Raw genomic sequence first — 19,290 nt, 5'->3', positions numbered from 1 at the left:
TCAAATGCGACGGAATGCCAGCGTACCGTTGGTGCCGCCGAAGCCGAACGAGTTGGAGATGGCCACGTCGAACTTCGCTTCGCGCGCGGTGTGCGGCACGAAATCCAGATCGCAGCCTTCGCCCGGCTCGTCCAGGTTGATGGTCGGCGGCAATACCTGGTCGCGCAGGGCGAGGATGGTGAAGATCGCCTCCACGCCGCCAGCGGCACCCAGCAAGTGACCGGTGGCCGACTTGGTCGAGCTCATCGCCAGCTTGTAGGCGTGATCGCCGAACACGCGCTTGGCGGCCAGCACTTCACCCAGGTCGCCCAGCGGCGTGGACGTGCCGTGTGCATTGACGTACTGCACGTCGGTCGGGTTCAGATGACCGTCCTTCAGTGCCGTGTCCATGCTGCGCGCCGCACCTTCGCCACCTTCGCTCGGGGCAGTGATGTGGAAAGCATCGCCGCTCATGCCGAAGCCGACCAGCTCCGCATAGATCTTCGCGCCGCGTGCCTTGGCGTGTTCGTACTCTTCCAGCACCAGCACGCCGGCGCCGTCGGACAGCACGAAACCATCGCGGTCCTTGTCCCACGGACGACTGGCCTTGGTCGGCTCATCGTTGCGGGTGGACATGGCCTTGGCCGAGCAGAAGCCCGCCATCGCCGTGCCGGTGGTGGCGAACTCGGCGCCGCCGGCGATCATCACGTCGGCATCGCCGTACTGGATCATGCGCGCGGCCAGGCCGATGTTGTGCGTACCCGTGGTGCAGGCCGTGACGCAGGCGATGTTCGGGCCCTTCAGGCCGTACATGATCGACAGGTGACCGGACACCATGTTGATGATCGACGAGGGCACGAAGAACGGCGACACGCGACGCGGCCCCTTGTCGTGCAGCTCGATCGACGTATGTTCGATGGTATGCAGGCCGCCGATACCGGCAGCCACGGCCACGCCGATGCGCGGTGCGTTTGCTTCCGTCACTTCCAGGCCGGAATCGCGCAGGGCTTGCGTGCCCGCGGCGATGCCGTAATGGATGAACGGATCCATCTTCTTGATTTCTTTCTGGGCGATCCACTGCGCCGGATCGAAATCACGTACCTGACCGGCGATGCGCGTGGCATAGGCGGTGGCGTCGAAATGGGTAACCTCACCGATGCCGCTGACGCCCTTGAGGATGTTGTCCCAGGCGGTCGCGACTTCGTTGCCGACCGGGGAAATGATGCCCAGCCCGGTTACAACCACACGTCGTTTGCTCATGCTGATCTTCCCTTGTGTATCCGTGGCTCTATCGATGGCGGCAGGCAATCTGCGTCATTCGTGGCCACGTCATCCGGGCCGTGCAGTGCGCCGTGCGCACCATACGGGATCGGACGTTGCAAAATGCAGAAACGAAAACTGCGCCAATGTGGCGCAGCTTCCGGTATCGCTAGTGGACAGACGCATGGCGTCGTCGCAGCAGAGCGATCACTCCTTGGTGTGGGCCTTGATGTAGTCAACAGCCTGCTGCACCGTGGTGATCTTCTCGGCCTCTTCGTCCGGAATCTCGGTCTCGAACTCTTCCTCGAGGGCCATGACCAGCTCGACGGTGTCCAGCGAATCAGCGCCCAGATCGTCCACGAACGAAGCGTTCGCCGTGACTTCCTCTTCCTTCACGCCCAGCTGCTCGATGACGATTTTCTTGACGCGCTCTTCGATGGTGCTCATGTTGCCAATACCTCCCAAGGAGTAGTTACCTGATCAACGCCGGACATAAGGCCGACATATGGCCGGCGGATTGTAGTGGTTAAGCCGCAAGGCCGCCATGATCCGCCAGCAATGGTGATACGCAGGCCACGGGGCCGGCGCGAAAGAAGCAATTGTCGCCTAAAACGATGTAGCTTGCGACAACTCCGTGTTAAGCCGGCCCGCGCCGGCGCACCGGACTGCCCGTCCCCATAGATGGAGGGCAATTCGGCCGTTTCAAACAATTGGGGGCCAACAGAAGGGCTTGCCGCCCTTTCTTGAGGGCTTACGGCATGTACATGCCGCCGTTCACATGCAGCGTCTCGCCGGTGATGTAAGCCGCCGACGGGGACGCCAGAAAGCCCACGGCCTTCGCGATATCGGTCGCCTGACCCAGGTGCCCGAGCGCAATCTGACCCAGCAGCGCCGTACGGGCGTCTTCAGGCAGCGCACGCGTCATATCGGTATCGATGAAGCCCGGCGCCACCACGTTCACGGTGATGCCGCGCGAACCGATCTCGCGCGCCAGCGACTTGGAGAACGCAATGATGCCAGCCTTGGCCGCCGCATAGTTGGACTGGCCCGGGTTGCCGGTGACGCCGACCACCGAAGCGATCGAGATGATGCGGCCCTTGCGCGCCTTCATCATGCCGCGCATCACCGCCTTGGAGGCGCGATACACCGAGGTGAGATTGGTATCGAGAATGGCCTGCCAGTCTTCATCGCGCATGCGCATCAGCAGCTGATCGCGCGTGATGCCGGCATTGTTGACCAGGATCGAGACCGGGCCGAATTCCTTGGCGATGCTGTCGATGAGCGCATCGATGGACGCGCCATCGGTCACATTGAGCATGCGGCCATGGCCGCCGTGCGCGGCAAGACGCTCGCCGATCGCCGCCGCACCGCTGTCGCTGGTGGCGGTGCCGATGACCGTGGCGCCCTGCGCCGCCAGTTCGTCGGCAATCGCCGCACCGATGCCGCGGCTGGCGCCCGTGACGAGGACGATTTCACCTTGCAGTGTCTTGCTCATCTGTTATTTCCTTTGGATGGCTAAACGGCAATCCGTCCAGCCGCATGAATCGGGAAAGTGCCGGGAATCAGGCCCACTCGGTACGGGCGGCTTCCAGCTCGGCCGGCGTACCGATGGCGCGCGCTTCCACGCTCTTGTCGATGCGCTTGATCAGGCCTGCCAGCACTTTGCCCGGACCAGCTTCGGCCATGCGCGTCGCACCGCCTGCGACCAGCGCCTGCACGCATTGCGTCCAGCGCACCGGCAGATACAGCTGGCGCTGCAGCGCGCCGCGAATATCGTCCAGGTTGTCGTAGCTGCGCGCTTCGGCGTTCTGCACGACCGGCACAGACGGCAATGCCCAGTTGATGGACGCCATGCGCTCGCCCAGGCGATCGGCCGCGTCGCGCATCAGTGCGCAATGCGAAGGTACCGACACGGCCAGCTTGATGGCTTTCTTCACGCCCTGCTCCGCCAGCTTGGCCAACGCGCGATCCACCGCTTCGGCATTGCCCGCGATGACGAGCTGGCCGGGCGAATTGAAGTTGGCCGGCGACACGACCTGGCCCTGCGCGACTTCTTCGCACACCGCCGCAATCTGCGCATCGTCGCCACCAAGGATGGCCGCCATCGCGCCCACGCCCGGCGGCACGGCGGCCTGCATCAGGCGACCGCGCTCGGCGACCAGTGCAGCAGCGTCATGCAGCGACAAGGCGCCGGCACATACCAGAGCGCTGTACTCGCCCAGGCTGTGGCCGGACATCTGCGCAGGCGTCGCGCCACCCAGCTTCTGCCACACGCGCCACACCGCCACGCTGGCGGCGAGCAGTGCCGGCTGCGTGTTCTCGGTGCGGTTGAGGTCCTCTTCCGGACCCTGCTGGCTGAGCGCCCACAGGTCGGTGCCCGCGCCCTGCGATGCCTCGTCGAACGTGGCCTTCACTTCCGCATGCGCAGCGGCCAGCTCGGCCAGCATGCCCACGGATTGCGAACCCTGGCCAGGGAAAACGAAAGCTAGCGTGGCGGCGGTATCGGTCATGGATAGGGGTTTTCTGAAATCGAAAAACGGAATGGTGCCAGTAATCAGCGCCATACGCAGCTGTATTCAGTCATTTCGACACGCGACACCTGTAGGAGGGCACCTTGTGCGCGACCACAACGCCCCTCGGTCAGCCCTGAGGCCAGTCGCGCACAGGGTGCGCTCCCACAGGAAAGACAAAGGCCGCCCGGAGGCGGCCTTGTATCTCGTGCAACTGGACAATCAGTAGCGCAACAGCGCCGAAGCCCACGTAAACCCGCCACCAAACGCTTCCAGCAGCAGGTTCTGACCACGCTTGACCTTGCCCGAACGCACGGCGTAATCGAGCGCCAGCGGCACCGAGCCGGACGAGGTATTCGCATGCTCCTGCACGGTGACGATCACCTGCTCCATCGGCATCTTCAGGCGCTTGGCCGTGGCCTCGATGATGCGCAGGTTGGCCTGGTGCGGAATCAGCCAGTCGATCTGCGATTCGTCCATGCCAGCGGCCTGCAACGTTTCGTCGACCAGCGAGTCGAGCGTCTTCACGGCGACCTTGAACACTTCGCGGCCCGCCATGTTGATGCGCACGCCGTGGTTGGGCTCGTCCTTGAAGCCGACCGAGACGCCCACCGGGTTGTACAGCAGATGCTTGAAGCCGCCGTCGGCATGCAGCAGCGTGGCGTAGATGCCCGGCTCTTCCGAGGCTTCCAGCACCACCGCGCCGGCGCCGTCGCCGAACAGCACGCAGGTTTCGCGCTCAGTCCAGTCGACCATGCGGGTCAGCGTTTCCGCGCCGATCACCAGCACTTTCTTGGACTGGCCGCTGCGGATGAACTTGTCGGCAATGCCCAGCGCGTAGACGAAGCCCGAGCAGGCCGCATTGACGTCGAACGCGGCGCAACCGTTGGCGCCCAGGCGATGCTGCACGAGGCAGGCGGTGGACGGAAAAATAATGTCCGGCGTGGTCGTGCCGAGCACGATCAGATCAATCTCTGACGCCTTGACGCCGGCAGCTTCGAGGGCGCGCTCCGCGGCTTCGGTGGCCAGGTCGCCGGTGGTCTGGCCTTCGGCGGCGATGTGGCGGCGCTGAATGCCGGTGCGGCTGACAATCCATTCGTCACTGGTCTCGACGATCTTCTCGAGATCGGCGTTGGTCACCACTCGCTCAGGCAGTGCGCTGCCGGTGCCGGTGATGCGGGCGTAAATCTGGGCCATTAACTTTCCATGCGACGGATTGGGATGAAGCGGCCTCAACAGCTCAAGCCAGCTTCCAAACCGCCAACGTTACGTGGGTGATCGCATAAACGCAAAGCGGCGCGAAATCGCGCCGCCATGCGGAACCGTATCCCTTGCGGGAAACGATTAATCCTCTTCGACCACCGCGCCGGCGGTCTGGATGACCTTCTTGCCGCGGTAGTAGCCGTCCTTGGTGACGTGGTGGCGCAGATGCACCTCGCCGCTGGTCGGATCGGTCGACAGCTGCACGGTCTTCAGCGCATCGTGCGAACGACGCATGCCGCGGGTGGACGGGGTCTTGCGGCTCTTGGCAACGGCCATGGCGAATCTCCAGCTAAATCAGTTTTTCTTGAGTTCGCGCAAAACCGCGAACGGGTTATCGGAACGCCCTTCGCTGGAGACTTCCTCCGGCGTGGGGCCTACTACGTCTTCAGGCAATGTGCTGTCCGGATTGACCGGGACCAGCGGCAGCGCCAACAACAATTCGTCTTCGATGACTTCCAGCAGGTTGAGCTTGCTGTCGTCGGCGATCAGCAGCGGCTCGACGTTGGGCGGCAAGGCCGCTTCATCGCGCTCGGAGCGGATCAATCCCAGCCGGCTATCAACCGCCATGGGCAGTACAAACGGCTCCAGGCTGCGCTGGCAGGTCAGCGTGACAGGAACCTGGACACGCACGTCGAGGTACGCCGTACCAAACTCGTCCCGGCCAAAATCCAGCTCGTAGTGCGCCGTCCCTTCCGTACCGGCCAAGGCCTCGCCCAATCGCTTCATGGCGACTACGGGGAACTCCCCCTGGAACGAACGCCGCGCCGAGACCATGCGCCAAGCGTCCACGGACTCTGGCAGTGTCACGGACATAGACCCGAAATCATAGGATTACAACCCATTGAAGTCAACGGGCTGGCGGGTCCGCGAGCGCTGACTTGGCCAATTTTGCCTGAACGGCCCCGGTACGGCAGACTTTGACCACCTCTCCTGCGAGCTGGCCGCCCGTGAACCCCTACCTGACGCTCGGCATCGCTGCGCTGCTGATCCTTGCCGCTGCCCTGGTCGGGGCCATCCTGGCCTATCGGCGTCGTGCCGATCGCCGGACGCTGAGCCTGCTTCAGTTGCTGGAGCTGGCCGACAAGGTGGAAGCGGATCTCAAGACCTGTCGAGCCGGCCTGCAACAGGCCCACGCCGTCATGTCGCTCAATCCGGATCTGCCCGCCAGCAGCGAACAGGAGGCGCGCCACGCGATCGACGCGGGCCTGCGCTCCCTGCTGCAACAACGCATCTGGATCCGCGACGCCGCACCGAAAGCCTCGCAGGAGGAACTCGATAGAGCCGTCGCATCCATGAATGATACCCGCGATCGCCTGCAGCCGCTGCTGGCAGCCCTGGATCGCGCCCAGCACGATCTGGACAGCGCCATGCGGGAACACCTGCGCCGCGAGCACGACGCATGAGCCTGCCCACCCTGGTGCTGGGCTCGACCTCGCGTTATCGGGCCGAACTTCTACGCCGCATCGTCGACGATTTCGAACAACGCGCTCCCGGCACCGACGAGACCGCCCTGCCCGATGAAACGCCACGCGATCGCGCCAGTCGGCTCGCCATCGCCAAAGCGCGCGCCGCAGCCGCCGGACTGGACGATGCGCTGGTGATTGGTTCCGATCAAGTTGCCGAACTGGGCGGCATGGTGCTCGACAAACCTGGCACGGCCGAGCGCGCCCGCGAACAGCTGCTGGCGAGCTCCGGTCGCGAGGTGCATTTCCATACGGCGCTGTGCCTGCACGACACCCGCACGGGTGAGGATCGCGTGCATGTCGACCACACCGTGGTGATGTTTCGCAGCCTCACCGTGGACGAGATCGATCGCTACATCGAACGCGAGCAGCCGCTCGATTGCGCCGGCAGCTTCAAGTGCGAAGGACTGGGCATCAGCCTGTTCGAGCGGATCGACAACCAGGATCCGTCGGCCTTGATTGGCCTGCCGCTGATTGCACTTGCACGCATGCTGCGCGAAGCAGGCATCGCCCTGCCCTGACTCAGGGTTGTTCGTCGTTCACCGCGGCGATTCGCCAAATCGGGCAGGCATCGCTGGCCGTCGCCATGGCTGGCAGCGACAACGGGACCGTTCCTGCATAAAAAGCGATCCGGCGGCGCCCGTCGAACAGATCCAGCCGCGTCAGCGGTGCTGGCTGGTTGATGCGGCCGCACAGCGCACGCAACCAGTCCGCCCGCTCATGCACGCGCAGCGCTTTTTCATCCACCGCGAGCAACATGAGTTCGCCACCATGCCGTCGGCCCAAGGCGGTTTCGTCCAGTTCCCACCAGACCAGCTGCGGTGCGCGCCCGTGCTTGACGTTGAGTGGACTGTCGAGCACGTAGACCGGCACGCTGCCGCCCAACTGGAAATCGATTTCTGCCGCCAGCATGAAGTTGTCGGCGACCACCACGCCTGGATGCGAGGCGAGCAGTTCGCGCGCCATGTCGCCACTTTCGCGCCAGCCAACGAAACGCGCCGGGAACGCCTTGAAGCCGGCCAACACACGCGCACCGTTGTTGCTGGCGGCCAGGCCGAGATACGCAAGGCCGCCAAGCAGACCCGCCGCCGCCAGCACGAACGCAGCGGTCAACCACGCCTGGCGCCACGGCCGGCGTTCGCGCAGCAAGACAGGCAATGCGGCCAACAGCGGCAGATAGCCGGGCAAAGGCCAGTGCGCCCGAAAGCGTATGTCGTCCGCAAACAGGCCAAGCGCGAAATAGACGACGAGGAAGCAGCCGGACACGATCGCGATGAGGTCCCACGGCCGCCCCTCCTCACGACGCCGCCAGCTCACCCATGCCGCCCACAGCAGCAGCAGGTATAGCAACGGCGTGCAGGCCACCGCCTGCTCCAGCGGCTGCACCAGGGCGTCGGCATGGAATTGCCAGGGATTGCGTTCGACCAGTTGAAAGGCCAGGCCTGCAGCGTGGTGCTGCCAATTGGAAATGACCAGTGGGATCAGGCCCAGCGCAGCCATCGCCATGGCCAGCCACAGACCTGGACGGCGCCACTGCGCCCGACCACGCGGGGTCATCACGCAAAACAGCAGGCCGGCCAACATCGGCATGGCGGCCCGGTAATGGGTCAGCCAGCACACGCCCAGCGAGAGGCCGAGCAGCAGCCAGTCGCGCAAATAGTCGCGATCCAGCGCCCGCACCAGGCCAAGCAGGGCCGCCGTGATCGCCACGGTCAGCGGCACGTCCGGTAAAGCGAGCACGCCCAGACTGCCCGCCAGCGGCAAGACCAGGCACAGCAGGCCGGCCTGCCAGCCGGTGCGTTCGTCGAAGGCCTCGCGGGCAAAGGCTCGCACCAGCCATGGCAGGAGGCTGCCGATCAGCAGGAAAGGCCAGCGCATGCCGAACACGCCGTGCCCGGCGATGTGCTCGCCAAAGTGGATCAGCAGGGCCGTGAGCGGCGGCAAGTCGCTATAGCCCCAGGCCAGGCGGCGACTCTCTTGCCAGTAAAACGCCTCGTCACCAAACGGTGACAGGCTTGCAGCAAGCATGATCTTGAGCACGCAGAGCACTGCGAAGGCGATCACGAACACCGCTCGCCAGCGCGAGAAACCCACGGCTACACTGGGGGTGTCACGCATGAGCTCTGTTCCGCATCACCCTTCCCCGCTGCCAGAAACCCATGTCCGCCATTACTCCGCTACACGAAGAATCACTACGCACGCGGCTGGAGGCCAGCATGGCCCAGGTCAATCGCGTGCTGCTTGGCAAGCCGCGCCAAGTCAAGCTGGCCTTCACCTGCCTGCTTGCTGGCGGCCATCTTCTACTGGAAGACGTGCCCGGCGTTGGCAAGACCACCCTGGCCCATGCCCTGGCCGCCAGCTTTGAGCTGGATTTCCAGCGCGTGCAGTTCACCAGCGACCTGCTGCCCTCGGACATTATCGGGGTGAGCGTCTACGAGCGCGAGACAGGGCAGTTCCGATTCCATCCCGGTCCCATCTTTACCGGCCTGCTGCTGGCCGATGAAATCAATCGCGCCACGCCCAAGACGCAGAGCGCCCTGCTCGAGTCGATGGCGGAAGGCCAGGTCACGGTGGACGGCCAGACGCATATCCTGCCGCAGCCGTTTTTTGTGGTGGCCACGCAGAATCCGCTCGATCTGGCCGGGACCTTCCCGCTGCCGGACTCGCAGCTGGACCGCTTCATGTTGCGTGTGTCGCTGGACTATCCCGACGCTGCCGCAGAACGCGCGCTACTGACCGGCAGCGACCGACGCGACCTGCTAGCCCAACTCACGCCGCAACTGGATGTGGCCGGACTGGCCGAACTGGCGCGGCGAGCGCAATCGGTGACGGCGAGCGCCGCACTGCTGGATTACCTGCAGGCCTTGCTGGCCGCCAGCAGGCGTCATGCGGACGTTCGCGTCGGCCTGTCGCCACGCGCCGGCCTGGCGCTGCTGAGCGCCGCGCGCGCGTGGGCCATGCTGAGCGGCCGCCAACATGTATTGCCGGAGGACATCCAGGCGCTGTTCGTACCGCTGGCGGCGCATCGCCTGGTCACCACCCGGGGCGCGAGCGGCGACAGCCTCGCGCGCAGCCTGCTTGCCGACGTCGCGGTGGATTAATGCTCGCCGCGATTCGTCGCGTCCAGACCTGGGCAGAACGACGCCTGCCCGCACTCACTCGCTACAAGCGCCCCGAATCCCTGCCGATCGTGCTGCATCGGCGGCGCGTCTACATCGTGCCGACCGCCTTTGGCGCTGCCTTTACGGTGCTCCTGCTGATCATGCTGGTGGGTGCGTTGAACTACACCAACAACGCCGCACTGATGCTCACCTGTCTGCTCGGCTCGGCCACCTCGGCGAGCATGCTGATTGCGTTTCGCAGCCTTGATGGACTGAAGCTCACCGGCATCCGGCAAGGCCAGGCGATCGCGGGCGAGCCCATGGCGATCACCCTGGTGTTCAGCGGCAGCGGCCACGCGCATACCTCGGTACACGCGGACATGAACGGCCAGGCCGAAGCCTTTGCCGTCGAGGCACACGGCGAAACCCTGGTCTCCCTGCAGCTGGATACCCGGCGTCGTGGCTGGCGCCCCATGCCGCGCATCAAACTGTGGAGCAACTGGCCGCTCGGGCTGTTCCATGCCTGGAGCTGGATTCATCCCGAGCAGTCCGTGCTGGTGTGGCCGCACCCTGAAACCGGCGGCCCACCGCCGCTGCTGCCCGGTGATGCCAGCAAGCAGCAACGCCTGCATCAGGGCGAGGATATTGCGGCCTTGCGCGCCTATCGCGCCGGCGATCCCCAGCGGCATATCTCGTGGAAGCACAGCGCACGCCACGACAGCTTGCTGGTGAAGGATTTCGAGCAACCCGAGGCGCAGGAGGAGTGGCATCTGGACTGGCGCCAGCTCGCCCAGCTCAGTCCCGAAGCACGCATCGAACGCCTGGCCCGCTGGCTGGGCGAAGCGGAGACGGTGGGACGGCCCACCAGTTTGTGGCTGCCCATCGAAGACATCGGCCTGGGGCATGGCCGCAGCCACTACAGCCACTGCATGAATGCGTTGGCCCGGATGCCGTGATGCGTCTTTCCCTGTTCCGGCACAAACACCAGGCGCCGCTGGAGCGACGCCCGTTCGACCTGTTGTGCATCACCGTCACCGTGGTGCTCGGCGTACATGCTCCCCATCTGCCGGCGTGGTTCACGCTCGCGCTGGCAGTGATGCTTGGACTGCGCTGGTGGCAACGCCGCCAGCGACCGGGACGCGCGCCGGCCTATCTGAAACTGTCGCTGCTGGCGCTGCTGACCGCGGCGGTAATCTCCCAATACAGCACCTTGTTCGGGCGCGAGCCTGGTGCGGCGCTGGTGGCGGGCCTGCTGGTGCTCAAGCTGTTCGAAACGGAGACACCGCGCGACGCGCGCGTCGGTGCGGCATTCTCCTGTTTTGCATTGATGACGGCGCTGCTGTTCGATCAAGGCATGGTGGCCACGGTGCTGGTGGCGCTAGGCTTGCTGCCCGCCTTGGCGACGCTGCGCGCACTGCAGCCCGCAAGGCCGGCAAGCAGTCTTCCGCGCGAACTGCTGCCCGCGCTCAAACTGCTCGCCGCATCGTTGCCGCTCGCCTTGCTGGCCTTTGTCTTCGTTCCGCGCCTGAGTTCGCCGTTATGGGGAGCCCCCGGTAGCACGCAGGGCCGCACTGGCCTGAGTGCTGACATGTCGCCCGGGGACTTCGCCGCACTGTTCGAGGATGAGCGACCCGCCATGCGCGTGGCCTTCGCCGGTACGCCGCCGCCCAATCAGCAGCGCTACTTCCGTGCGTATGTGCTGTGGAATTACGACGGTCGCACCTGGAACGGCAGCGAGCGCAACGGCAGTCCGGCAACCGTCGAACACGGCCCAGTCACCCAGTACACCGTGACCTTGGAAGCGACCGGTCAACGCGTGTTGCCTGCGCTCGACGTGCCGCTGGAAGCGCCGGCCCAGGCAAGCATGAGCGCGGACCGCGAAATGCGTGCCGATCGTCCGGTCAACGATCCCCTCGTCTACTCGCTGCGCTCGGCGCCCAGCTACCGCATGCAGGGGCAGCTCAGCGAACGCGATCGGCGACGGGCCCTGCAATTGCCGCCGGGTTTCGATCCGCAGGCGCGGGCACTGGGGCAACGATGGCGCGGCCAATACGGCAGCAACGATGCCGCGATCGTCCAGGCCGCGATGACGCTGTTCCATGACGGCGGCTTCAGTTACACGCTGACGCCCACCCCGCTGGGACACAACACGGTCGATGATTTCCTGTTCGGCACGCACGAAGGATTCTGCGAGCACTATGCCTCGTCCTTCGTGGTGCTGATGCGTGCGGCCGGCATTCCCGCCCGGGTCGTCACCGGTTACCAGGGCGGCTACTGGAACAGCATGGGCAACTACCTGCTGGTGCGCCAAGCCGATGCCCACGCATGGAGCGAAGTCTGGCTGCCCGAGCGTGGCTGGGTACGCATGGATCCCACCGCGGCCGTGCGTCCGGAACGCGTGAGCCAGGGGTCCGCGGCAGCCAATGCCACGGCAGCTGACTGGGCACCCAACCAGTGGTGGCTGTCATGGCGCAACCGTTGGGACATCGTCAACCAGTGGTGGATCCAAGGCGTTATCGGCTTTGACACGCTGCGGCAGCGCGGCCTGCTGACGCCGTTCGGTGTGCAGGACACCAATGTCGGCATGCTGGGTTTGTTGCTCGCCATCGGCGGTTCGCTATTTGCTGTAGGCGGTTTGCTATGGGCCATGTGGCAACGTCCGGAAGCGGATCGAGCACATACAAGCATGCGGTTGTTGGAGAAACGACTGGCCGCGGCGGGCGTGACCCGTCGCCACAGCGAAGGACCGCAGCACTACTTCAGCCGCGCCGCGCGGGCCCTCCCCAGCCAACGCGACCAGCTGGAACACTTGAAGAGGACGTATCTGGAACTGCGTTACGCGCACGACGAACCGCCAGCTGACTTGCTTAAAAACTTTCGACAGGCTGCGCGGGACTTTCGACCGCGTCGCGTGGTCAAATGATATTGAACCGTGGATGCGCCGCATCCACCACACGATGGAGAAGCGTCATGTCCATGTACAAGCCGTTGATTCTCGCGACCGCCGTGGCCACGCTGGCGGCCTGCGCAACGGTGCCGCAACCGCTGCAGGGCACGTTCACCCAGGTCAACTCCGTTGCCGCCCAGCAGGAAGGCAATGGCGCCGCCGGCGCCCAGGTTCGCTGGGGCGGCCAGATCATCGAGACCAAACCCGGTCCGCAGGAAACCTGCTTCTACGTACTGCAGCGCCCGCTGGATGACCAGGCCCGCCCGGAATCGGCGAGCACGGACGGCCAAACGCAGGGCCGCTTCGTAGCGTGCCGAGCCGGTTTCTACGATCCGGAAGTGTTTACCGCTGGTCGCGACATCACCGTCACCGGCGTCATCCAGGGCACGATGTCGGAGAAGATCGGCGAGTACAACTACGCCTATCCGCGCATCGAAGCCAACGTGGTGTACCTGTGGCCCAAGCGCGTGATCGTGAACTACGGCCCGGGCTACTACGACCCGTTCTGGGGTCCCTACTGGGGTCCGGGCTGGGGCCCGTGGGGTGGCTGGGGTGGTTATTACGGCGGTTACGGTGGTTACTACGGCGGCTACTACCGCACGCGCGTGATCGTGCGTCCGCCTCCGCCGCCGCACCACTGATCGCGTCCAGAGAAAACGCCGGCGCAAGCCGGCGTTTTTTTGTGCCCGCAACCGCGCAGGTTCAGCCCGGCGGCCAATGCATCCGACGTCCGCCCAGCAGGTGCACGTGCAGATGGAACACCGTCTGGCCGCCATGCTCGTTGCAATTGATCACCGTGCGATAGCCCTCATCGGCCAGGCCCTCGTGACGCGCATACGCGGCGGCAGCCAGCAGCAGTTTTCCCAGCAGTTCCGCATCGGCCGCCGTGGCGCCATCGAGCGTGGCGATCGGCTTCTTGGGCACGAACAGCACATGCACCGGCGCCTGCGGATTGAGATCGCGGAATGCCAGCACGTCATCGTCCTCATAGACGATATCGGCGGGAATTTCACGACGGATGATCTTGCCGAAGATGGTGTCGCCCATGACTGGTTCCTTAGCTTTTATGACAGCCGCAACAGCATACCCTGTGCGCCTGGCGCCACCAGCTTGAATCCGAACTTGGCGTAGAGCTCGTGCGCCGTGCCATCAGCGATGAGGGCCACCATGGTGCGCAGCGGAGCGCGCGCATGCACTTCATCCATCAGTGCCTGCATGATGCGCCGCCCCAGGCCCTTGCCCTGCCAAGCCGGCGCTACCGCGATATCGACCACGAACAGGAACAGGCCGCCATCGCCCACGACGCGCCCCATACCGATCAGCTCGCCCTCGTGACGCACGCCCACCGAGCACCAGCTGGCCGGTAGACCGATCGCCGCACCTTCTTCGGACATCATGCTCAGGCCGGCTGCGCTGCGGAGCGCCCGGTATTCCTGGTTGCCGGGAATCTCCAGGCTGAGCGTGGGCGTCATCGCCTCAATCCAGCTGCTGGCGACTGCCGAAAGCGTGGGCCAGCGTGCCGCGATCGACGTACTCCAGCTCGCCACCCAGCGGCACGCCATGGGCCAGTCGCGTCGGCCGCACGTTTGCCGCACGCGCAAGCTGCGCCAGATAGTGCGCGGTGGCTTCGCCTTCGACGGTGGGATTGGTAGCGATGATCAGCTCTTCGATCTCGCCTTCGCCCAGGCGTTCGGCCAGGCGATCCAGACCGAGCTCTTCGGGACCCAGGCCGTCGAGCGGCGACAAACGACCCAGCAGCACAAAGTACTGCCCGCGATAGCCGGTAGCCTGTTCGATGGCGGCCAACTCGGTGGGCGACTCCACCACGCACAACACCTGGCGATCGCGGCTGCTGCTGGAGCACAGGTTGCACACCGGCGTCTCGCTGAAATTGCGGCAGCGCGAGCAGTTGCCGATCTCACGCATGGCCTGTTCCATCACCTGGGCGAGACGCTGGCCACGTTCGCGGTCGCGCTCCAGCAAATGGAAGGCCATACGCTGCGCACTCTTGCCGCCCACGCCAGGCAGGCAACGCAGCGCTTCGATGAGATCGGTGAGTAGCTTGCTCATGATTCCAAAGTCATTGTGGGAGCGCACCCTGTGCGCGACCGCGGCGATGATGCGCAAAACCAGTCATCGGCTTTCGCAACGGCATCCCAGCTCCGTAGGCTGTCGCGCACAGGGTGCGCTCCCACAGAAGAGTGCGTTAGAACGGCATCTTGAAGCCGGGCGGCAGATTCATGCCCGAGGTCACGCCACCGAGCTTGTTCTTGCTGACATCCGCCACCTTGTTCACCGCGTCGTTGATCGCCGCAGCGACCAGGTCTTCGGCCATTTCCGGATCATCGGCAAACAGCTTGCGGTCGATCTGCACGCGGCGCACCTCATGCACGCCCGTCATCAGCACGGTGACCAGGCCACCGCCGGCGCTGCCGGTGACTTCGAGCTTGGCGATCTCTTCCTGCGCACGCTTCATTTCTTCCTGCATGCGCTGGGCCTGCTGCATCAGCTGACCGATCTGTCCTCTCATGGGTAACTCCGCTATCTCGTTCAGTGTTCAAACGGCTTGATCGACTGTGGCACCACTCGCGCGCCGAATTCGCGCTTGAGCGACTGCACCAGGGGATCTTCCTCGATGGCCTGCTCGGCAGCCGACTGGGCTGCGACGCGGGCGGTGGCGGCGCGTGCCGCAGGGGTCTGGCCGGCGGCGCCGTGTTCTTCGACGAAACGCAGCTTGATGCGTTCGCCCAGCGCCTGGCCGACACGATCTTCCATCTGGCCAATCATCGGCTCGACGGCAAGATGCATATGCATGGGCTGCAAGGCCAGCACCAGGGTGTGGCCCTCGCGGTCGCGCAGCACGGCATTCTGGGCAAGCTGCCCCAACGGTCCGCGCAGGTTGGCCTGTTCGATCAGGCTTTCCCAATGCGGCAATCCGCGTGCATCGACGGCCACCGGGGCACGCGGCGCGGGCGCAGCGGCAACCGGTGCAGCCACGGGCGGCGCCGGCGCAGCGCGCGCGGGCGACGGCTCGGCCACGCTKGCCATGTGCATGCGTTCGTTGGCCACCGGTGCGGCGGCACGCGGCGGCGGCGTGGCCACGCGCGCCGCGGCGCCCGCCGAAGGCCGTTCAGCCGGTGCGCCACCGCCATCGGCCGGACGAAACGCCAGCATGCGCAGCAGGGACATTTCAAAACCGGTACGCGCGTCGGGCGCCAAGGCCAGGTCGCGGCGACCGCTGGTGGCGATCTGGTAGTACAGCTGCACGTCTTCCGGCGCCAGCTGCTGGGCCAGATCGACCAGCGCGCTGTCGTCGTTGCCGTTCTCTTCCGGACGATAACCCGGCACCAGCTGGACCAGCTGGATGCGATGCAAGACGCTGGCGAGATCGTCCAGCACGCCGCCGAAATCCGGCGAGAACGAGGCGATGCGCGTGCACTCGGCCATCAGCGTGTCGCCATCACCGGCAGCCAGCGCCTGCAGCAGGCCAAGCACCTGTCCGCGCGCAACGCTGCCCAGCATGGCGCGCACGTCGTCGATGCGCAGCGAACCGCCACCGTAGGCGATGGCCTGGTCGAGCAGCGACAGACCGTCGCGCAGTGAACCATCCGCGCCGCGCGCGAGTTCGACAATGGCTGCGTCTTCGTACGCGATGTTTTCCGCGCCGAGGATGTGGCGCATCTGGCCGGAGATCTGTTCCGGCAGCAGGCGCTTGAGATTGAACTTCAGGCAGCGCGACAGCACCGTCACCGGCAGCTTCTGCGGGTCGGTGGTGGCGAGCAGGAATTTGACGTGCGGCGGCGGCTCTTCCAGCGTCTTCAGCAAGGCGTTGAAAGCCGGCTTGGAGAGCATGTGCACTTCGTCGACCAGGTAAACCTTGAAGCGACCGCGCGCCGGTGCGTACTGCGCGTTCTCGATCACTTCGCGCACATCGTCCACGCCGGTGTTGCTGGCCGCGTCGATTTCCAGCAGATCCACGAAGCGGCCCTGGTCTACCGCCGTGCAGACCGCGCACTCGCCGCAGGGATCGGCCGATTCGCCGCGCTCGCAGTTCAGCGACTTGGCGAAAATGCGTGCAATCGTGGTCTTGCCCACGCCGCGGGTGCCGGTGAACAGATAGGCGTGGTGCATGCGACCGGTGTCGAGCGCATTGGTGAGCGCGCGCACCACATGCTCCTGCCCGACCAGTTCGGCGAACTTGCGGGGGCGCCACTTGCGAGCGAGTACCTGATAAGACATACCGTGCCTATCTTTGGGCGAAAGTCGATTGTGCCAAGTCGCGGACAGCAAGTCAGTAACGGCCGGCTCATCCAGCAGTATGACGCGACGGGATCGAAGGGGACTGAAAGATCGATGGGCCTGAAAAGGCGGCGGCCCTGCCAGCCACACCCCGGCACCCGAATCATTCGCTACCGTTGCTCCCTTCCGGGCCTGGCGGAATTTACGAACTATCGTCGCGGGGGGACCGACAGGGCCACCATAGAGACGTACATTGTGCGTCGGCTCAAGGCCGGCGCCAGGTTTCACTCACTGGCGGAGAGGGCGGGATTCGAACCCGCGATACGGGGATAAGCCGTATACACACTTTCCAGGCGTGCTCCTTCAACCACTCGGACACCTCTCCGCAATGGTGAAACCCCTTGCCAGCACCCTTGGGCCCCGGCAAAGAAGCGAGAGGATAGCGGGGCCGGGCCGTTCATACAAGATATCGACCCACCGCCAGGTTCATTCCTGGGGCACATCCCGGAAGAAAACGGGCAAGTCGGTCGCCGGCGGCTTCACGGGCACCTGGTAGAACATATCCGCCACAAAACCGCGGTGATAGGTGGCGTGATTGACCACGTGCAGCACCATGTCCTCGCGGCTCATGCGCCCTTGCACGCCACCAATGAACTCAAAAGTGACGACCTCGGCGGCTTGCGCCGGCGTGAGCGAACTGGCGTACTCCAGATACCAGGCATTCATGGCCTGCTGGCGCGCCCGCAGCTCGTCGAACGGCAGCGGCTCGGGCGTGTTGCGACTGGTGTAGCCGTGCGGACGCCCCTGCAGGTGGGCCTGGAAGATGTCGTCAACCACCCAGCTATGACTGAGCGTGCGCAACATGTTCCCGAAAATGGTGGCGCGGGGCGCGGTGGAGGCGCCTTCCGGCAGTGCGGCCACGGCGTCATAGATCAGCTCGTCGGCCCAGGCTCGATAACGCAGCAGCTTGCGCAGGTGTGGCGTGGACATGGATCGGAAAGTCCTGCAGTGGGGTCAACCGGCTTCGGGACGCGGTGGCATCGGCGCAGGCAGGGCGACTCGCTCGCCTGTACGAGCCACGGTGTATCCCCGTGCAGCCAGTGCCTGTCCATCGGCCTCGCTGCCGTAGTGATACAACCGCAACCGCGCTTGCCATGCTTGTGGATATTCGCGCTCGATGTCGTCGATGCCGGTATGGGAGGGGTTGCCTACTAGACCGCAATCGTGGGCAATGAGTTCAGTGCCGGCCGCAACGCGAGCAAGCACCTCGGGAATCGGACGCGTATCACCCGTATAGGCAAAACTGCCCGCCAGCGCCACGCCGTAGGACGTGCCAGCCATGTGGTGGCGCGTGCCAAACACATCGAACCACAGCCCATCCAGCCAGAAGCCGCGCGTGCACGGAACCAGCCGGAAAGCCTCCCAGAAATTGACGCCGCCTTCGGCCAGCACGTTCGGATAATCCGCCACGCGCGCCTGCAGCCAGGGCAGCAATGCGGCATGCACGAACACCTGCGTGCGTCCCCGCCACTGCTCGTCGAACCACAGGCGGAAGAACAGCCGCTCCATGCCGCCGATGTGATCCATATGCGTATGCGTGATGTAGAGCGCACGCGGCGGCTCGCCATACGCGGCGACGTAGCGATCCAGCGTGTCCGGACCGCAGTCGATCAGCAGCAGCGGCTTGCCGTCGCGCTCAAGCACGACGGCCGAGGAACCCAGTTCCACGGCGTGCGCCGCACCCACACCCAGGAAATGCAGGGACCAGTTCATGCTCTCAGCGTACGCTCGTAGCGATAGATCAGGGGTTTCCACAACTGCTCGTCGAACGCGGCCTCGCCTTGTGCGGCCGCGCCCAGCTTCAGCAGCGAACGGCGCAGGCGTTGCAGATTGGCCTGCTGCCAGCTCTCGGCGGGCTCGCGCAGACAGCCGCGGTCGAAGTCGATCAGGTACAGCTCATCGCTCGTCACCAGCACATTGTGGGCATTGAGGTCGGCATGCCAGATGCCGGCGCGATGAAAACGCGCCACCAGCGCGCCGACCAGCTCGGCCATTTCACCGTCCAGTTGCCCAGCTGCCAGACACTCGGCCAGCGTTTGCGCATGGGCGATGCGGCGGGTGATCAGGTCGGCGGTATAGAACCAGCCATGACGCTGGTAACGGCAGGCGACCGGCTGCGCGCTAGGCAGTCCGCGCGAGGCAATGAAGCCCAGCAGGCGGAATTCCGCGAAGCAACGCGTGTGCTGCGCGCCGCGCCAGAAGTAGCGGTCGCCCATCAGCTTGGCCACCATGCCGCCGCGCCGATAGTGCCGCAGCACGCACTCACCCGCCGAGGTCTCGATGATGGCCACGCCGCCGCGACCACCTGATTGCTGGCGCAAGCCACCGCGTTCGCGCCATGCTTCGGGCTCGAACCAATCGTCTTCGACTTGTGGGGACACCGCGGCGTCGAACAGAATCACACCAGCGGCGTTCTCGCGAATTCGTTCCTGCATCGCCCTCTGCGCTTCAGACGCCCGCCCCGAGCC

Annotated in this window: 22 protein-coding genes, 1 tRNA gene and 1 other RNA gene; 6 read left to right on the top strand and 18 right to left on the bottom strand. The window is 65.1% G+C overall.

Features of this window, described 5'->3' with window-relative positions:
• From fabF to AB4Y82_RS11480, 7 genes are all read right to left on the bottom strand, one after another.
• Positions 1–1,239 carry a beta-ketoacyl-ACP synthase II gene (gene fabF / locus AB4Y82_RS11510; protein WP_441604055.1) on the bottom strand — a complete coding sequence of 413 codons (1,239 nt, stop codon included), beginning with the start codon at positions 1,237–1,239 and terminating at the stop codon, positions 1–3.
• Between the two features lie 207 nt (positions 1,240–1,446).
• Positions 1,447–1,686, bottom strand: a complete 240-nt coding sequence (acpP, locus tag AB4Y82_RS11505; RefSeq protein WP_019466215.1) for an acyl carrier protein — start codon at positions 1,684–1,686, stop codon at positions 1,447–1,449.
• Positions 1,687–1,990: 304 nt separating this feature from the next.
• Positions 1,991–2,734 carry a 3-oxoacyl-ACP reductase FabG gene (gene fabG / locus AB4Y82_RS11500; protein WP_441604054.1) on the bottom strand — a complete coding sequence of 248 codons (744 nt, stop codon included), beginning with the start codon at positions 2,732–2,734 and terminating at the stop codon, positions 1,991–1,993.
• Between the two features lie 67 nt (positions 2,735–2,801).
• Complete coding sequence (gene fabD, locus AB4Y82_RS11495; protein ID WP_441604053.1) at positions 2,802–3,749, bottom strand: ACP S-malonyltransferase; 948 nt, start codon at positions 3,747–3,749, stop codon at positions 2,802–2,804.
• A gap of 222 nt (positions 3,750–3,971) precedes the next feature.
• On the bottom strand, positions 3,972–4,946 hold the full coding sequence (locus AB4Y82_RS11490; protein WP_441604052.1) for a beta-ketoacyl-ACP synthase III: 975 nt from the start codon (positions 4,944–4,946) through the stop codon (positions 3,972–3,974).
• Positions 4,947–5,093: 147 nt separating this feature from the next.
• Positions 5,094–5,288 carry a 50S ribosomal protein L32 gene (rpmF, locus tag AB4Y82_RS11485; RefSeq protein WP_046970143.1) on the bottom strand — a complete coding sequence of 65 codons (195 nt, stop codon included), beginning with the start codon at positions 5,286–5,288 and terminating at the stop codon, positions 5,094–5,096.
• 18 nt (positions 5,289–5,306) lie between these two features.
• Entirely contained in the window at positions 5,307–5,786 is a 480-nt protein-coding gene (locus AB4Y82_RS11480) for a YceD family protein (protein WP_441604163.1), read from the bottom strand.
• Positions 5,787–5,959: 173 nt separating this feature from the next.
• On the opposite strand from AB4Y82_RS11480, the gene AB4Y82_RS11475 reads away from it, so the two are divergent.
• Both AB4Y82_RS11475 and AB4Y82_RS11470 read left to right on the top strand, forming a co-directional pair.
• Positions 5,960–6,415, top strand: a complete 456-nt coding sequence (locus AB4Y82_RS11475; protein ID WP_441604051.1) for a hypothetical protein — start codon at positions 5,960–5,962, stop codon at positions 6,413–6,415.
• The gene (locus AB4Y82_RS11470) at positions 6,412–6,996 is read left to right on the top strand and encodes a Maf family protein (RefSeq protein WP_441604050.1); all 585 of its coding nucleotides are present in this window, start codon (positions 6,412–6,414) and stop codon (positions 6,994–6,996) included. The genes AB4Y82_RS11475 and AB4Y82_RS11470 overlap by 4 nt, the downstream gene beginning before the upstream one ends.
• A gap of 1 nt (position 6,997) precedes the next feature.
• Here the strand turns inward: AB4Y82_RS11470 and AB4Y82_RS11465 are convergent, their stop codons facing one another.
• The gene (locus AB4Y82_RS11465) at positions 6,998–8,593 is read right to left on the bottom strand and encodes an ArnT family glycosyltransferase (RefSeq protein ID WP_441611279.1); all 1,596 of its coding nucleotides are present in this window, start codon (positions 8,591–8,593) and stop codon (positions 6,998–7,000) included.
• A gap of 41 nt (positions 8,594–8,634) precedes the next feature.
• On the opposite strand from AB4Y82_RS11465, the gene AB4Y82_RS11460 reads away from it, so the two are divergent.
• The 4 genes from AB4Y82_RS11460 to AB4Y82_RS11445 are packed head-to-tail and all read left to right on the top strand — an operon-like array spanning position 8,635 to position 13,164.
• A complete protein-coding gene (locus AB4Y82_RS11460; RefSeq protein ID WP_441604048.1) occupies positions 8,635–9,576 on the top strand; it encodes an AAA family ATPase in 942 nt (313 codons plus the stop codon).
• Positions 9,576–10,532 carry a DUF58 domain-containing protein gene (locus AB4Y82_RS11455; protein WP_441604047.1) on the top strand — a complete coding sequence of 319 codons (957 nt, stop codon included), beginning with the start codon at positions 9,576–9,578 and terminating at the stop codon, positions 10,530–10,532. The genes AB4Y82_RS11460 and AB4Y82_RS11455 overlap by 1 nt, the downstream gene beginning before the upstream one ends.
• Positions 10,532–12,499: a transglutaminase TgpA family protein gene (locus AB4Y82_RS11450; RefSeq protein ID WP_441604046.1), complete on the top strand. Its 1,968-nt coding sequence runs from the start codon at positions 10,532–10,534 to the stop codon at positions 12,497–12,499. The genes AB4Y82_RS11455 and AB4Y82_RS11450 overlap by 1 nt, the downstream gene beginning before the upstream one ends.
• 47 nt (positions 12,500–12,546) lie before the next feature.
• Entirely contained in the window at positions 12,547–13,164 is a 618-nt protein-coding gene (locus tag AB4Y82_RS11445; RefSeq protein WP_441604045.1) for a Slp family lipoprotein, read from the top strand.
• 61 nt (positions 13,165–13,225) lie between these two features.
• On the opposite strand, the gene AB4Y82_RS11440 is transcribed toward AB4Y82_RS11445, so the two are convergent.
• From AB4Y82_RS11440 to AB4Y82_RS11395, 10 genes are all read right to left on the bottom strand, one after another.
• Positions 13,226–13,570: a histidine triad nucleotide-binding protein gene (locus AB4Y82_RS11440; protein WP_441604044.1), complete on the bottom strand. Its 345-nt coding sequence runs from the start codon at positions 13,568–13,570 to the stop codon at positions 13,226–13,228.
• A gap of 17 nt (positions 13,571–13,587) precedes the next feature.
• Positions 13,588–13,995, bottom strand: coding sequence for a GNAT family N-acetyltransferase (locus AB4Y82_RS11435; protein ID WP_441604043.1), 408 nt, complete (start codon positions 13,993–13,995; stop codon positions 13,588–13,590).
• A gap of 4 nt (positions 13,996–13,999) precedes the next feature.
• Positions 14,000–14,593 carry a recombination mediator RecR gene (gene recR / locus AB4Y82_RS11430; protein WP_441604042.1) on the bottom strand — a complete coding sequence of 198 codons (594 nt, stop codon included), beginning with the start codon at positions 14,591–14,593 and terminating at the stop codon, positions 14,000–14,002.
• 136 nt (positions 14,594–14,729) lie between these two features.
• On the bottom strand, positions 14,730–15,053 hold the full coding sequence (locus AB4Y82_RS11425) for a YbaB/EbfC family nucleoid-associated protein (RefSeq protein WP_046970131.1): 324 nt from the start codon (positions 15,051–15,053) through the stop codon (positions 14,730–14,732).
• Between the two features lie 20 nt (positions 15,054–15,073).
• Positions 15,074–16,762, bottom strand: a complete 1,689-nt coding sequence (dnaX, locus tag AB4Y82_RS11420) for a DNA polymerase III subunit gamma/tau (RefSeq protein ID WP_441604041.1) — start codon at positions 16,760–16,762, stop codon at positions 15,074–15,076.
• Between the two features lie 135 nt (positions 16,763–16,897).
• An RNA gene (gene ffs / locus AB4Y82_RS11415) (signal recognition particle sRNA small type) lies at positions 16,898–16,994 on the bottom strand.
• A gap of 60 nt (positions 16,995–17,054) precedes the next feature.
• Positions 17,055–17,147 (bottom strand) — tRNA-Ser (locus AB4Y82_RS11410).
• A 101-nt stretch (positions 17,148–17,248) separates the two neighbouring features.
• The gene (locus tag AB4Y82_RS11405; protein WP_441604040.1) at positions 17,249–17,752 is read right to left on the bottom strand and encodes a DinB family protein; all 504 of its coding nucleotides are present in this window, start codon (positions 17,750–17,752) and stop codon (positions 17,249–17,251) included.
• 24 nt (positions 17,753–17,776) lie between these two features.
• A complete protein-coding gene (locus AB4Y82_RS11400) occupies positions 17,777–18,535 on the bottom strand; it encodes an MBL fold metallo-hydrolase (RefSeq protein ID WP_441604039.1) in 759 nt (252 codons plus the stop codon).
• The gene (locus tag AB4Y82_RS11395; protein WP_441604038.1) at positions 18,532–19,257 is read right to left on the bottom strand and encodes a 3-deoxy-D-manno-octulosonic acid kinase; all 726 of its coding nucleotides are present in this window, start codon (positions 19,255–19,257) and stop codon (positions 18,532–18,534) included. Before AB4Y82_RS11395 ends, AB4Y82_RS11400 begins: the two co-directional genes overlap by 4 nt.
• Positions 19,258–19,290: the final 33 nt, after the last annotated feature.

Source organism: Dyella sp. 2YAF14 (assembly GCF_052114725.1).
Classification (GTDB): Bacteria; Pseudomonadota; Gammaproteobacteria; order Xanthomonadales; family Rhodanobacteraceae; genus Dyella.
Note: the sequence above shows the minus strand (reverse complement) of the source record. Positions and strands in the feature narration are given on the sequence as shown.